15 protein-coding genes are annotated in these 15,320 nt (G+C 37.0%); 11 read left to right on the top strand and 4 right to left on the bottom strand.

Annotated features, from left to right (window positions below; translation table 11 throughout):
• Nucleotides 1-57 precede the first annotated feature (57 nt).
• Nucleotides 58-1,464: an NAD-dependent succinate-semialdehyde dehydrogenase gene (locus tag RHP64_RS02400; protein WP_061514779.1), complete on the top strand. Its 1,407-nt coding sequence runs from the start codon at nt 58-60 to the stop codon at nt 1,462-1,464.
• 111 nt (nt 1,465-1,575) lie between these two features.
• Complete coding sequence (locus RHP64_RS02405) at nt 1,576-2,316, top strand: DUF1003 domain-containing protein (protein ID WP_011679329.1); 741 nt, start codon at nt 1,576-1,578, stop codon at nt 2,314-2,316.
• Nucleotides 2,317-2,365: 49 nt separating this feature from the next.
• On the opposite strand, the gene RHP64_RS02410 is transcribed toward RHP64_RS02405, so the two are convergent.
• Nucleotides 2,366-4,177 carry a M3 family oligoendopeptidase gene (locus RHP64_RS02410; protein WP_061514780.1) on the bottom strand — a complete coding sequence of 604 codons (1,812 nt, stop codon included), beginning with the start codon at nt 4,175-4,177 and terminating at the stop codon, nt 2,366-2,368.
• A gap of 157 nt (nt 4,178-4,334) precedes the next feature.
• On the opposite strand from RHP64_RS02410, the gene RHP64_RS02415 reads away from it, so the two are divergent.
• Complete coding sequence (locus RHP64_RS02415; RefSeq protein ID WP_010282851.1) at nt 4,335-5,264, top strand: alpha/beta hydrolase; 930 nt, start codon at nt 4,335-4,337, stop codon at nt 5,262-5,264.
• 58 nt (nt 5,265-5,322) lie between these two features.
• Here RHP64_RS02415 and RHP64_RS02420 read toward each other — a convergent pair whose 3' ends face one another.
• On the bottom strand, nt 5,323-5,727 hold the full coding sequence (locus RHP64_RS02420) for a Fur family transcriptional regulator (protein WP_004164584.1): 405 nt from the start codon (nt 5,725-5,727) through the stop codon (nt 5,323-5,325).
• 122 nt (nt 5,728-5,849) lie between these two features.
• Here RHP64_RS02420 and RHP64_RS02425 point away from each other — a divergent pair, with 122 nt between their 5' ends.
• The 4 genes from RHP64_RS02425 (at nt 5,850) to RHP64_RS02440 (ending at nt 8,749) form a co-directional block, all read left to right on the top strand.
• A complete protein-coding gene (locus tag RHP64_RS02425) occupies nt 5,850-6,536 on the top strand; it encodes a VIT1/CCC1 transporter family protein (protein ID WP_004164583.1) in 687 nt (228 codons plus the stop codon).
• Between the two features lie 14 nt (nt 6,537-6,550).
• Entirely contained in the window at nt 6,551-7,234 is a 684-nt protein-coding gene (locus RHP64_RS02430) for a VIT1/CCC1 transporter family protein (RefSeq protein ID WP_004164582.1), read from the top strand.
• A gap of 77 nt (nt 7,235-7,311) precedes the next feature.
• Complete coding sequence (locus RHP64_RS02435) at nt 7,312-8,172, top strand: YihY/virulence factor BrkB family protein (RefSeq protein ID WP_014324363.1); 861 nt, start codon at nt 7,312-7,314, stop codon at nt 8,170-8,172.
• Nucleotides 8,156-8,749 carry a DUF1054 family protein gene (locus RHP64_RS02440; protein ID WP_014324364.1) on the top strand — a complete coding sequence of 198 codons (594 nt, stop codon included), beginning with the start codon at nt 8,156-8,158 and terminating at the stop codon, nt 8,747-8,749. Before RHP64_RS02435 ends, RHP64_RS02440 begins: the two co-directional genes overlap by 17 nt.
• Before the next feature lie 43 nt (nt 8,750-8,792).
• Here RHP64_RS02440 and RHP64_RS02445 read toward each other — a convergent pair whose 3' ends face one another.
• Entirely contained in the window at nt 8,793-10,880 is a 2,088-nt protein-coding gene (locus RHP64_RS02445; RefSeq protein ID WP_025267824.1) for a cation:proton antiporter, read from the bottom strand.
• 45 nt (nt 10,881-10,925) lie between these two features.
• Nucleotides 10,926-11,915, bottom strand: coding sequence for a LacI family DNA-binding transcriptional regulator (locus RHP64_RS02450; RefSeq protein WP_025267825.1), 990 nt, complete (start codon nt 11,913-11,915; stop codon nt 10,926-10,928).
• A gap of 119 nt (nt 11,916-12,034) precedes the next feature.
• Here RHP64_RS02450 and RHP64_RS02455 point away from each other — a divergent pair, with 119 nt between their 5' ends.
• From RHP64_RS02455 to RHP64_RS02470, 4 genes are read left to right on the top strand one after another with little or no spacing between them, the layout of a single operon-like run.
• Nucleotides 12,035-12,289: a hypothetical protein gene (locus tag RHP64_RS02455; RefSeq protein ID WP_010286019.1), complete on the top strand. Its 255-nt coding sequence runs from the start codon at nt 12,035-12,037 to the stop codon at nt 12,287-12,289.
• 10 nt (nt 12,290-12,299) lie between these two features.
• Nucleotides 12,300-13,043: a sugar phosphate isomerase/epimerase family protein gene (locus RHP64_RS02460; protein ID WP_025267826.1), complete on the top strand. Its 744-nt coding sequence runs from the start codon at nt 12,300-12,302 to the stop codon at nt 13,041-13,043.
• A 15-nt stretch (nt 13,044-13,058) separates the two neighbouring features.
• The gene (locus RHP64_RS02465; RefSeq protein WP_061514781.1) at nt 13,059-14,336 is read left to right on the top strand and encodes a hypothetical protein; all 1,278 of its coding nucleotides are present in this window, start codon (nt 13,059-13,061) and stop codon (nt 14,334-14,336) included.
• Nucleotides 14,337-14,357: 21 nt separating this feature from the next.
• Nucleotides 14,358-15,320 (top strand): sugar kinase, encoded by a 963-nt coding sequence (locus RHP64_RS02470; RefSeq protein WP_011679338.1) that lies wholly within the window; start codon nt 14,358-14,360, stop codon nt 15,318-15,320.

Genomic DNA, 15,320 nt, shown 5'->3' on the forward strand with positions numbered 1-15,320 from the left:
TAGTAGGGGTGTTTAGAACAGAAATGTAATTTGTTAATTGAAGAAAGGTCGAATAAAATGAGCTATCAAACAATTAATCCCTTTAACGACGAAGTTATTCAAACATTTGACAATCATGATGACGCTTATGTTGAGAAGGCCATTGCCGAAGGTCATGCACTGTATAAAAAGTGGCGCAATGACCCGGCTAGTAGTCGCGCAGAGATATTAAACAAAATTGCTGACTTGATGGAAGAAGATGCTGATCATTTAGCTAAGGTACTTACTATTGAAATGGGTAAGCGATTTGTCGAGGCTCAAGGTGAAGTAGCATTAAGTGTTTCAATTGCTCGTTACTACGCCAAAAATGGTGCAGATTTCCTTAAGCCAGAACCAATCAAATCCTCGATGGGGGATGCGCAAGTAATTTCGCGCCCCACTGGTGTATTGATGATGGTTGAACCATGGAATTTTCCTTACTATCAAATTATTCGTGTATTTGCACCAAATTATATAGCTGGAAACCCAATGCTTTTGAAGCACGCAAGCAATACGCCAATGGCTGCATCAGAATTTGAAAAAATTGTTGAACGGGCTGGTGCCCCTACTGGTGCGTTTGCTAATTTATTCATTGATTACGATCAAGTGAATAAAATTATTGCTGACGATCGTGTACAGGGGGTGGCGTTAACTGGTTCAGAACGTGCTGGACAATTAATTGCTGCCGAAGCTGGTAAAAATATGAAACAAAGTTCGCTTGAACTTGGTGGAAGTGATCCATTCATTGTTCTGGATGATGCCGATTTATCTGAGATTAAAAAGATTATCGGGGGTGCTCGTCTATACAATGCAGGACAGGTATGTACTTCGTCTAAACGGTTTATTGTAACCGAAAAAAATTACGATGCGGTACTTACAATGTTAAAAGATGCCTTTGCTGAAGTAAAGCTAGGCGACCCATTGTTGGAAGATACGACATTAGCACCATTAAGTACCAGCAAGGCTAAGAAAAACTTGACCAAACAAGTGAAAGCGGCGGTTGATGCCGGTGCTACTCTTGAATATGGTAGTGTTGTCCAAGATAAACCAGCTGCACTGTTTGATCCCGTTATTTTAACTGGTATTACAAAAGACAACCCAGCTTATTATCAAGAGTTCTTCGGTCCAGTTGGACAAGTTTACAAAGTGAAAGATGAAGAAGAGGCAATTACACTAGCTAATGATTCTAATTATGGCTTATCGGGCGTGGTATTTGGTGGTTCACCTGAGCATGCGACGGAAGTTGCTTCTCGTATTGAGACGGGAGCGGTTTATGTGAATAGTTTTGGTGGAACATTACCTGAGTTACCATTTGGTGGTGTTAAAAATTCTGGCTATGGACGTGAGCTAGGACGCTTTGGTATCGAAACCTTTGTGAACAAGGAACTTATTGTTACCAAAAAGGAACCAATTGATTTAGATAATGCGTTTGGTGGATTTGTTTAAAAATTACTAAATGCCGGTTATTACTGGTTAGACGATTAGATCTCGAATAATGCTGAGATTTAATCGTTTTTCGTTACTTCAAATTGAGAACTTGGTTGGAAAGGATAAATAATGACCAGTATGCAAAGAAGTTTTACATGTTTTGTGGATGGTGAAGAAAAGAATGTTGTCGATGGTGTCTTACTGGCAGAACTAGATATTGAACTACAACAAAAGATAAAGCATGATTTTCCTGACAGCATGTTGGCAGATTTTATTTGCTTTGATCATTTGCTTCAATACCGTTTAGAAAAAATCGATAAAATGATATTGGAGAAGCATAGAACAAACAAACATATTAATAACAAACTAACGCACATATTGACAGATAAAAGTTTTAAAGTTGTCAATGTGAATAAGCATCAAAGAGAATCCTATACATTTGGCCAAAAAATAGCAGATAATGTCGCACATTTTGGCGGTAGTTGGGGATTTATTATCGTGTCCATTTGTGCAATGATTATGTGGATCATCACCAATGTTTTTCAATTGTTCAACATGCATTTTGATCCCTACCCTTTTATATTATTAAACTTATTTTTGAGTATGGTGGCCGCATTACAAGCGCCGTTAATACTAATGAGTCAGAATCGATCATCTGATTATGACAGATTGCACGCAGATAATGATTACCATGTGAATTTAAAGACCGAGGAGGAGATGAGGGTACTGCATGCTAAAATTGACCGTATTATTCAAAAAGATAACCCCGATTTATTTGAAATTCAAAAAATGCAGACAAAAATGCTTGGAGAATTACAAAAACAGGTCAATGAGTTACATAGTCACCAAAAAATTAAAAATGTTGACTAATAAAAAGGCCTAGGTGTGATACACTTTAGGCCTTTTGTTCTGTCTATTTTTATTTTATAAATTGCTCAGAAAGTGACAAGAATTCGTCAATATCTTTTTTAACCAAATCGGCACCAGTCTGCCAAAATCCCGGCTTCGTTAGATCAACACCAAGATGCTTTTTTGCTAATTCTTCTGAAGTCATATTAGCAGTGTCACGTAGCAAGGCAATATATTTTTCTTCAAAATTGTCACCATCTTTTTGTGCTTGCGCGTAAATGCTTGATGAGAATAAATAACCAAATGTATAAGGGAAATTATAAAATGGCACAGAATCAATGAAAAAGTGCAGTTTTGATGACCAGAAGTGGGGATGACGGACATCTAAAATACCATCAAAAGCTTCTTTTTGCGCGTTATCCATTAGTTGATTGAGACGCTGTGGTGTCACTAGGCCATGCTTACGTTCTGTGTAAAACGAATCTTCAAATAAGAAGCGGGCATGTATGTTTAAAAACATAGCAATAGGATTAGTCATTTTTGCATCTAATAATACAATTTTCTCGGCATCTGTTTTTGCTTCTTTTACGTTAGCGTCATTAACAATCAATTCGGCAAAAGTTGAGGCTGTTTCGGCAACGTTCATAGCATAGGCATCACGCCAAAATGGTAAATCAGTTAGCTGCGCAGAGTGGAATGCGTGACCCAGTTCATGCGCAATTGTCGCAGCATCATTTACTGAACCTGTGTAGGTTAGAAATATTCGAGACTCGTGTAAATCTGGGACAGATTCCATATAACCACCTGGTTGTTTACCAGGACGGTTCTCTGATTCAATCCAATTATTCTCAAAAGCCTTTTGAGCAAACGTTGCCATCTTAGGTGAAAACTTACCAAATTGTTCGATAATAAATTTAGCAGCGTCATCATAAGAAACATCTGATGGTTTATAGTCACCGATGTTGGTTAGTGGCGCGACTTGATCTTGCCAACCGATGGATTTCAAACCGAGTAATTGCTTTTTACGTTCAAAATATGTTTTAAACATACTCTTGTTAGCATCTACAACTTGCCACATAGCATCCAAAGTTCCGCGAGACATACGGTTGAGCTCCAGTGGCTGTTCTAAGTGTGATTGACGACCATGAGCTTCTTGATTGGTTAGACGAAATCCAGCCAAATGATTTAATGTATCACTCGTTAAATTTTCAGCTTTTGCCCACATTTTTTCATAGTTTGTCATGAGGTTAGCCCGCACCTCATTATCGGGTTCACCATCTAACATGTTCAAAGCTTGTCCAGCGGAAATTTGACGAGTTTTATTGTTTTCATCGGTATAGCTCATCGATAATGAAGCAGATATTGTGTCATAATGCTGGGACCAAGCTTGCTGTCCATCAAGATCAAATTTGTTAATTAACGTTTCTGTTTTATCGTCCAACAATCGTTTAGCATCAGTACGCAACTCTGTTAAGTAAAAAGCAATTGGTGCAAGACGGCTAGTAGTGATAGCTTTTTCAAATGTTTCATCATCTAATTTTGAAAGTAGTTTTTGAAAAGCATTTAAAGGAGATGAGAAAGATACCCATAAGTTTCCCAATTTATTAAAATGAGGCGCATAAACACTGTTACCATAATCTACAGACGACCAACCATTAACAAAAATATTGGCAGTACCAATTCCAGCACCAATATTTTGTGCTAAATCAGCTAAATCAGCCAACACCGTGAAATCTTTGTCTTGTGCGAGGCTGTAATCGGCTATCATATCAGTAAAATCATTGATTTGCTTTGCGATAAGTTCATATTTTTGAGTGAGTTGTGGTGAAGTTATACCACCCGGGAATATACTTTCTAAATTCCATTTTTGTGAGTAGGTCACGTTAATATACCTCGCTTTCTTTATAATTTATGATACCATTCTTAATGAAATTCTAGGGATAATAATTTATTAAACTTCAATTTTAATCATAATTTGTTTGCTCCATGACCAAAATTAGCGTACAATTTTATGGATTGATTATAAGGGAAAGTGATTTATGAAAAGAAAGTATAAGTGGTTAATTGGTTGTTTGGTTTTTATTGCTATTTTATTGTTATCAGCTGGTATGTATTTTTTTCATGTTGCTGAGGTCCGCGATGTAGCAGCAGATAAGCCAGACAAATTACGTGCAAAAACAAATTCACTTTATCACTACGAACATGATTTTTTGTCTCGTGAAAAGCAAACATGGACACAAAAAACATCTGATAATTTGAAACTAATTGCTTGGTACGTACCTGCTGAGAAAAAAACAGGTAAAACAGCTATCCTGGCTCACGGCTGGCACAACAATAAAACGACGATGGCCATATATGGTGAGTTATTCCATGAGTTGGGCTACAACGTATTAATTCCAGATAATCGTGCACACGGTGATTCACAGGGTGAAATGATTGGCTACGGTTGGTTAGATCGGCGAGACTATATCGGTTGGTTGAATCAAATTTTAGAAAATAATGGTCAAAAATCAGATATTGTCATGTATGGTATGAGCATGGGTGCTGCTACTGTGTTGTCAACTTCTGGTGAAAATGATTTACCGAATCAGGTGAAAGCAATTATTGCTGATTCGTCCTACACAAGTGTTATAGAAGAGATTAAACATGAAGCAGGAGATATGTATGGCTTACCATGGTTTCCACTTGTTAATGTGGTTTCGGGTATCTCGAAGGTACGGGCCGGATACTCATATGAGGAAGCTAGTCCTTTGAGACAAGTTGAAAAAAACACGCGGCCAACCTTTTTCATTCAAGGTGGGGCCGACACTTTTGTGCCAACCAAAATGGTTTACCCGCTGTACAACGCTTCTAGAGGACCAAAGCAGTTATGGATTACCAAGGGCTCAAAACATGTTCAAAGTTTTCATGACTACCCAGTCGCTTATAGAAGTAAAATAAAAGCATTTTTGGAAAAATATGATAAATAAAAGGATCAACTCATTAATGAGTTGATCCTTTTTTGGAACAAAGTTAATATCAGAAACACTACGAATCTTCTGGATTAACCCCAAAGATCTCAATATGATATCCTGTAATATTTAAACCGCTAGCTTTACGTGCTGCGTCAAACAAAGGAGCCATATCGAAATTATCTGCATCAATAATCTCACTAGTTTGTTGATTGATGATGTGATAATGTGGTTCACCATAATAATCAAAGTGGCGCTTGCCATCATCATGAATGTCTATAGCGATGATTAATCCAGTTTCAATTAATTTATCAAGCGTGTTATAAACTGTTGCCAAACTAATATTATTTAAATCTTCGTGAATCATTTCTGCTGTGGGGTGGGTTTTATTTGTAGCGAGATATTCTAAAACGGCCATTCGTTGATACGTAGCTTTTAATCCGTGTTCTTGCAATATTGTACGCAATTTTTGATCAGTCATAAGAATCCTCCATATTTATTACTATTATATCATGATATGTAGAATTGTTCCAAATAACTTGATTTATGAAACTAGATGAGTTAGAATGTTCATTAGAATAGTTCTAACAACAAGGGGAAGTTATGTCTGAAAAATCTGAAAAAACAAGCTTTATGCAGCGAAATAATATTATTCGTGCAGCAGTTATGGGTGCCAATGATGGTATTTTATCAGTATCTGGTATCGTTTTAGGTGTTGCAGGTGCTACTAGTCACACAGATACAATCTTACTAGCGGGGTTTGCTGGTATGTTAGCTGGAACTGTGTCGATGGCAATGGGGGAATATGTTTCGGTCAATTCTCAACATGATGCACAAGAAAAAGTGCGTCAAATTCAAACTCGGGCTGTTGCAAATGATTACGATGGCGAATTTGAATTTATACAAAAAAAATATGAAGAAACAGGTATATCATCAACGTTAGCTCAACAAGCTACGCAGGAGATGATGTCAAAAGATCCCTTGGTCACATCTGTCCGCGAACGCTATGGATTTTCTTTAAACCAAGAATTAAGTGCTGGCCACGCTGCTTTGGCGTCATTAGTTAGTTTCCCCATAGGATCAATATTACCAATGGTTGCTATTTCTATAGCGCCTCAGGGAACGCGAGAAATTGCCACATTTATTGCTGTTATTGTAGCATTAGCCATTACAGGATATGCAGCAGCTCAAGTAAATGGTGCAAACAAAAAGCATTCCGTAATTCGTAATGTCATTGCCGGTATCTTTACAATGATTGTGACGTTCTTAATCGGTAGTTTGTTTAGATAAAAAAGGGGACTGAAATGGAAAAAGTAAAAAAACACGAAACCATGGATGAACGATTAAATGCCATTCGAGCAGGGGTTCTCGGATCTAATGATGGCATACTGACGGTTGTTGGGGTTTTGTTTTCAGTAGCAGCAGCAACGACAAATCAATTTGCAATTTTTATTGCTGGGCTAGCTGACTTAGTGTCATGTGCTTTATCAATGGCTTCTGGAGAATACGCCTCTGTCAGTTCACAGTCAGATAGCGAAAAGGTGGCCGTTGAAACTGAAAAAGAATTGTTAAAAACTGATATGCCAGGGCAACACCGTTGTGTACGAGACTTTTACATGGAACGTGGTGTGTCTGAAAAAACAGCAAGTGCAATAGCTGATGAGCTGTTGCAGAAAAAGCCTTTAGAAACAGTATTAAGTGTTAAGTATGATATTACACTAGGACACTATATGAGTCCATGGTCAGCCGCTTGGTCATCATTGTTTTCTGCAGCTTTAGGTGGTGCCTTTCCATTGTTAACGTTGTTAATTGTGTCAGGAAAGTATCAATTCGTTGCCACAATTGCAGCAACTGTAGTAGCAGTTGCACTTACTGGATTTCTTAGTGCGAAAATTTCTAATGGCTTAGTTAAGCGTGCAGTGATTCGTAATATTATCATTGGTCTTATTACGATTGCAATCCACTTTGGCATAGGAAAAATATTCTAACTAGTATAAGTTAACAATATCTGTTATATTTTTAATTAATGTTGCTGAATACGGGCTATGTTTGAGATAATAGTATTATGAATAAGAAAATTATGCACAAATGGCGTGTTATAGATGCACGATTAAAAATATCAACTTTAACTACTTTTTTTACACGCTCACAAATTGGTTATGTTGGACCGACATTTGCTTATTATGCACTTTTAACAGTCTTTCCTATATTGATGGGGGCAGCTTTAATTGTCTCTTTCACGAGCATCAGTACTGCTGATTTACTAGCAATGATGCGTAATGTATTACCAAAAAATATTGAGAATATTGTGATTCCAATTATGGAATCCGTTTTATCATCAAGAAGTACTTCGCTACTTTCTTTTTCCGTCCTGTTTACGATTTGGTCGATTTCACGTGTGATTGCGGTCTTTCGTCAATCATTTAATGCCATTGCAGACGTTAAAGAACACATTAATAGTTTGTTCACACGAGCTTTTTCATTTATATGGTTGTTGTTTATTTTGACATTATTTGCTTTGTTAATGGTTGGTAGCAATGTTTTGACCATCGTCATTCAGCACTTGCCGTATTCAGAATGGACTAACTTTTTACAACATCAAACGCGTTGGTTTATATGGTTGGGTATTTGGCTGGCTTTGGTCATGATGAATTTTTTTCTGCCGGCAAAAGACGCTCGAGCACCATTTCGTTTTGTTTTAGTTGGCAGTTTTCTTGAATTAGTGATGTTGAATCTCTTGAATAGAGGATTCACGTTTTACGCTCAATTTGCATTGGGGAAATATGATTTTTATCAATCCGTGAGTTCTATGATTGCTATGCTGATTTGGTTAAACTTGATTGCTACAATTTTGGTATTAGGTTATGTAGTCATCAAATGGTTATCGGTCATTAATTGGAGGAAAGAAGATGTTTCGAAACAGTGATTTTGATATTTTTGAAGACAAAACGTTAAATGGTCGAATGGAAAAAATAAGAACGATTATTGATCCAAAGTTTGAAGAGTTTGCGTCGATTGTGTTGCCTATATTGAATACAAATGGGCAAGAATGGTATGCACATGTAGCTAAGCATTTACGAAGAACAACTTATGCGCCGGATAATACATGGGTAGCCTTTGCGCCAAATAAGCGCGGTTATAAAATGTTACCACATTTTGAATTAGGCATTTGGGAAGATAATGTTTATTTTTATCTTGCTGTTGAAGAGAATATGAAACCTGCTCAAACCAACGTAATCACTCAAAAATTGCGTGAGGTGAGCCCGTTAGTGAGAGAATTACCAGATTCATACCGATTAAGTCAAGATCACATGGTAAACAAGACATACTCATTATTACAATATGACGATTCAGTAGAACGTTATGAATCTGTTAAGCATAGTGAGGTATTGATTGGAGTAGAAATAAAACGTGGTGATAAACTTTGGGATGGCGATGGCATTGTAGATACCTTGGTTCTAGCAATGAAAAATTTGTTACCAATCTACGAAAAAATTAAATAAAAATAATGGCTAGACTTGAATATTAAGTCTAGCCATTATTTTTTTAAGAATTCATTGCTTCTATCTGGTTAATTTGTTGTAACTCTAGCGTTTGGGCTTCATTTATTTCATTGTATAGTACGGCTGCCAGTGTATTGGGAATAATGCCTGTCGAGCTGGCTTGTTGAATATAATTATATTCAAATTGAAATGCTTGAATATATAAATCACTGTTGATAGTTGGCGTTTCTTGATTATATTCACGTTTTATTAAATTAAAATAACGATCAAATCTTTGACGAACATAACTAATGTATTGGTGGTCATCAGCGTCATTCTCTAAACTATTACGTAAGAGATTATCCAAGTGCTGATTAACTTCACCAATGACGTCGTTATTTAATAGCAGTAATCCTTCATGAATATTTTGCCATTGTTGTGCACTACCTTGATGCTCTTTGGCCCATTTTTTACGACCCTTTAGCCGTTGTTTTTTCGTAATTTGGTCATTTCGGACGTGCCACTTTATATGACGATATCTTGCCTTTACATAGTGAAAAAATCTTTGTAGGGGGCTGTGTTGGAAAAAACTGCTGATTTTGAGACGATTAAGAATTTTTTCATATGCATCAATTACTTCAGAACTGTATTTTTGTTCAACACTATCACTGTGGAGATAATGAATAATAAAATCTTTCGTGTTGTTTAGCAAAATATTATATTTTTGAGAATTATAATTTCTTGTTGAATGGTTGTCGTTTAACCAGCCTTTTTGCGACTGTAATTGTATCATAATTGCCTCTCGAACTGCTGGGTTTGCAGTAGTCTCAGAAACCTTTAATGAGGCATAGTCAACCATTTTGTTACGTGTGTTTTCAAGGTCAGCCTTGGTATAGGTGACCGCTTTCTTTGGTAGGGCGATAGGTAAAATAATTGCACTCATTAACATACTAATTAAGATAATCAAAGTGGCAACTACAATAAGTTCAGCACGATAAGGGAAAGCATGATTGGCAATAGTTAACGGTAAAGAAAATGCCATGGCTAGCGTCATGGTCCCATGTACGCCACTGATGGCGAATATATGGGACAAAAAACGATGTTGTTTGGGATTGCTGTGGCTGTCAAAGAAAGTGTTAGCCGACTGGTTGTCTTCGCGAAATGCCCAAATATATCGCACAGCATACATAGCAATATAAATTAAGATGCTTAAACCTAATAGTTGCATGATTCCAACTAAGCCCATATGAATAATTTCTTGCCAAACAATCGGTAAAGAAATACCTAAAATAATGAAAACAATACTATTTAAGACATTCGATATTGATTCCCAAATAGTGTTGGAAGTCAGTTGTACTCGTGTCGATGTTAAGCGAAGCTTATTGGATTCCCAATTGTGCACAATACCAGTAGCAACCACGGCTAAGATACCGGAAGTGCCAAATGATTCTGCTAAAAAGTAAACAATAAACGGGGTTAAGAGACTAATCGGGATGATCGTTGTTTCTGGGCTAACGGTTCTGAAAGTAATATTGGTTCGGATAGTGACGAGTAGGAAACCAGCAATCACACCAATTAGCGCACCACCAACTGCAACAAACAAGAAGTGACCAATGCCTGCGATGAGAGAAAATTTTCCTTGTTCAAGCACGGATAGGGCTAAGTCTAATAAAACTAGTCCTGTTGCATCGTTGAATAGTGATTCTAATTCAAGAGCCTCGCCCACACCATTGGGCATATCAACTGACGAGGTCATTGATTTGACGGCAACAGCATCGGTAGGCACAACAATTGCAGCTAGAGCAATTGCTAATGGTAATGTCCACTGTACTTCCACGCGGTTAGCTATTAAGCCAACAACGATTGCGGTGGCCACAGCTAGGACTACTGATAGGAGAAAGATAATTGAAAAACGTTTTTTTATTTTAGAAAATGATTGTTTTTGTCCATCTAGAAACATTAACGGTGCAATAATCATTAGCATAAAAAACTCAGGTTCAAGTTCGAAATTTTGAAATATCGGTGTAAATGATAGGAAAATACCAACAATAATTAGGATGAATGGTTCCGGAATTTTGGGGAAGAATTGTTTAATTAGGTTAGTACCAATCACACCGATTAACAATAAAGCTAATGTATATAGTGCTGTCATATATCCTCCTTAAGAATGAAGTTTTAGTGGTTACAATAGTTCTAGTCAAAGAGATTCTCTCATTTGGATTGTTGACGGGATTCGAATTGTTTTGGACAAAGTGGTTTCATCATTCATAATCTGCATTAAGTTGGCTGCAGCCGTTCGACCTATTTCTTGGGGGTTTTGTGATACAGAAGTAATTTCGGGTGAAATCATGTCAGCAAACATGTCATCATCATAACCAATTACACCAACATCATCAGGTATAGCAATATGATGTTTCTTTAAAAATCGAACAATTTCCCACAAGACTTGTCCATTGAGCGCATACAGCGCTTTTTTTGTGGGTGATTCAAGCATGGATTGTAGTGTGTTTTGCCAGTCCTTATTGTCATCAATTTCGATTAGTTTAATCGTAATACTTGTGTTCTCAATACCAGTTTTTAGGCCATTGTAACGATTCATACGGCTAGATACACCGTTGATATGATTGGATAAAACAATAATTTCTTCGTAATTTTTTGATTTCATTAGATCTGCCACTTCTAGTGATTTTTGAAAATTATCCGATACCACTGCTGGCCAAGTAAATGGTTCAGTATAACGATCAACTTGAACAACGGGGATATTTTCATCAATTAATAGTTGGTAGTGATCAGGTTGGTGAACCAATGGTTGTAAGATAATACCGTCGATCCTTTCGGTGACCATCTTTTCCAAATTACTATATTCACGTTCAATTGAATTGTCGCCGTCCATAATCAAAACTTGATAGATTGTATTTTGAAAATAATCACTGATGCCTTTTAAAAGACGCGAGGTATACATATTGGAAATATCTGCTACAGAGATACCGATTAACAGAGAGTTTTTGGCTTTTAAGGCTTGTGCTTGGCGACTAGGATGATAATCTAATTCAGCAATTGTTTCAGCAATACGTTCTTTTGTTGCTTCTGACATATTATCAAATTTCCCGTTTAAAAAACGGGAAACAGTTGTCTTTGAAACCCTTGCCATTTCAGCTATAACGTTGATGGTCACTTTTTTACTCATGAGAACATTATACGACAAATTAAAAAAAGGGGTTGACAAATATTTGGAAGCGTTTACAATATATCATGTAAACCGGTTTCCGAAAACGATACACGTAATAAAAATAAAGGGATGGAAAAATGGAAAAAGAGCAGTTACATATTGATCCAGAAAAGTTTGCGTTACAATTTCTTGAATCTTTTAAACTAAATTTTGATGCTAAAAATCTTGAGGGTATGGCTAAACAACAACTTGCGGCCTATCTATCTGCTTACTTTCTAGTTGAAAAATTTAATAAAATTGAAGGCGAAAACTTTGATCGGTCACAACCTAATTTATCAGATTTAGGATTTGACGAGTTATTGAAACATGTAACAGAACTAAACAAGTATTGAGGAGCGGATAATGAGAAAAGAACAAATTGTTTTAAATAATTTAGTATTCATGAATGATCATGAGAAGGGAATGCAACAACTTGAAATGTTAAAAAAAGCTGTGTCTTTCGGTGTCTCATCGGTTGAATTGCGACGGGAGTACTTTGATGACATTGTTAAAGAAACTCCAGCCATTGCACAGTATGCAGTTGATAACAAGTTGCGGTTATTTTATTCCGTACCAGATGAGGTATTTGTGAACCATCGTCTTAATCCAAAATTGGCACAATACTATGATGAAGCACAGGCGCTTGGCATTTATGCGATTAAATTTAATATTGGAGATTTCGAAACGTTATCTTCGGAAGATGTGTCTGAATTAAACCAATTATTAGCGCGCGACATTCAAACAAATATTGAAAATGATCAAACCCAAGTTTCGGGAAAAATAAAAGCGATTGAAAAGTTTATGTCTGCTGTTACCGAAAATAATTTAGATATTCGCTATGTTTATGATATGGGTAATTGGCGTTATGTTGGTGAAGACGAAGTTGTGGCAGCTGAAAAACTAACACAGTATGTACGCTATATTCATGTTAAAGATGATCAAGGACACGGTGATAATTTGGTAACCGTACCGCTTAATGAAGGAGATATTGCATGGCAATCAATTTTGAACATCTTGCCAAGCAACGTTCCCGTAGCGGTTGAATATCCAACAGTTAATGACAAAGTTATACAAGATGGCGTTCAGGCACTCGCCATCTTTAATTAAAGGGGTGTAAGACTTATGACTAATATAATTATTAGTATTTTGCTCTTACTAACATTCGTAGGCTTTATCTATTACATTGTTAAGGGTGGCAATTTAGTTATTGGTTTCTTTGTAATGGCGCTTCTCTGGTCTGTTATTGGGCTGGTACCTTTCGACCAAGTTGTTCAAAAGGTTATTGCAGATCCGGCATTGAATTATGGACCAACAATTATTTACATTGTTTTTGGTTCTTGGTTTGGTCGTGTACTAGTTGATTCTGGTATAGCTGGATCCATTTCGGCGCAGACTGAAAGAGTTGGACGAAAAGCGCCTATTTTTGCAACGATATTAGTTGTGCTCGTCACAGCATTGATTTTCTCGTCGGCATACGGCGTTGGTTCGGTTATCGCCATTGGTGTTATATTAATTCCAATCTTGTTGTCGATTGGGGTCCCTAAAAAGGTCGCCATTCCAGCATTCACAATGGCTATTGGTGCGCCAATGTACATTAACGTAGTCCTATTTAATCAAATAAAAGCGTTCTTTCCGTCAGTTAGTTTTTCGGGAAAATACTTGATTTTTGGATTAGCAGCCATGGGGGTTCAATTATTAGGCGTTATTATCTTCATATTGCTTAATAGTAAAAGCATCAAAAATGGTGAAATTGAAACAATTGATGACAGTAAACAAGCAACCTTCCAGAAAACGCATCCAATTACATTTATCATCCCTGTTTTACCGGTGGCCTTGAATATGTTCTTCCATTGGGATGCTATTCCTGCTCTGTTATTGGCAACTATTATTGCGTTGTTATTGACAGGGCAAATGAAATCTTATAAAGGATTAGTTGCTTTTATCAACAAAACAGTTTCACAAGCAATCAATGATATTTCTGGTTTGATCATATTCTTGATGGCATTGGTTATGTTTGCCGGCGCAGCTACTATGAACGTTCCCCATTTTAAAAGCATGATTGAAGTTATTTTACCAAGTAGTCCATTGGTTTTGGCAATTGCCATTGGTATATTAGCACCATTGGCTTTGTTCCGCGGACCTTTACATGTTTGGGGTGCCGGAGCGGCTACGGCGGCAGTTTTAGCTGCTACAGGTACTTTCCAACCAATATTTTTGCTACCACTTCTTTACACGGCAAGTATTATGGCAGTTTCCATTGATTTAACACAGTCATGGAATACATGGGCGCTAACTTACTCAAAGTTGGAAACAAAGGAATACTTAAAAATGGGCATACCAGTGATGTGGGTAGTATCGTTTGTGAACGAACTATTAGTTTATGGCTTTTTTGGACATTAAAAAGGAGTTAGGAGAAACAAGATGAGTGAAATTTTAACATTAGGTGAACCGGTAGTGACGTTTGCTTCCACCGACTTAAATAAGGGTTTAGTTGATAGTATTAATTACTATAAATTTTTGGGTGGTGCTGAACTAAATGTCATGATCGGTGCTACTCGATTAGGTCATAACACGGAATACATTTCTCAGGTTGGTGCAGATCCGTTGGGTCAATTTACGATTAAGGAAATAGCGCGTTATAATGTTGGTAATCATTATATTGCTACAGATGAAGGCAATTGGACGGCGTTTCAGTTAAAAGAATTAGTTGATCAAGGAGATCCATCAACTTTTAATTTTCGCAGAAATTCAGCTGCGGCACACTTTGACAAATCGTTAATTGATCAAGTTGATTTTTCCGATGTAAAGATAGCCCATTTATCAGGGATTTTCCCCGCAATTTCGCTTCAAGCACGTGAAGCATTCCGTTATTTTGCTGAACAATTAATTGATCATGGTATTAGAACAACATTTGATCCAAACTTACGCCCTGCTTTATGGGAGTCTAGAGAAGTGATGATTGAAACGATCAATGATTTAGCAAAATATGGTGAAATTGTTTTACCTGGTATTGATGAAGGTGAAATCCTAATTGGATCAAGAGACCCAGAGACCATCGCCGATTTTTATCTGAATAATAGTGACCGCACACAAACTGTCGTTGTCAAAATTGGTTCTGATGGAGCCTATGTCAAAAACAAGAGCGGTGAGAGTTACATTGTTAATGGGTTTAAGGTTGAAAAGGTCGTTGATACTGTTGGCGCAGGGGATGGATTTGCGCTTGGCTTGATTACCGGTTTGATTGAAGGATTGACCATGGCAGATGCTGTAAGACGGGGGAACGCTGTAGGTGCTCTACAAGTTCAAACACCAGGTGACAACGATGGGTACCCAACACAGGAAGAACTAGAAGCATTTTTGGCAGATAATAAGAAAGAGGCATAA

This window comes from Leuconostoc sp. XM4 (assembly GCF_055698815.1).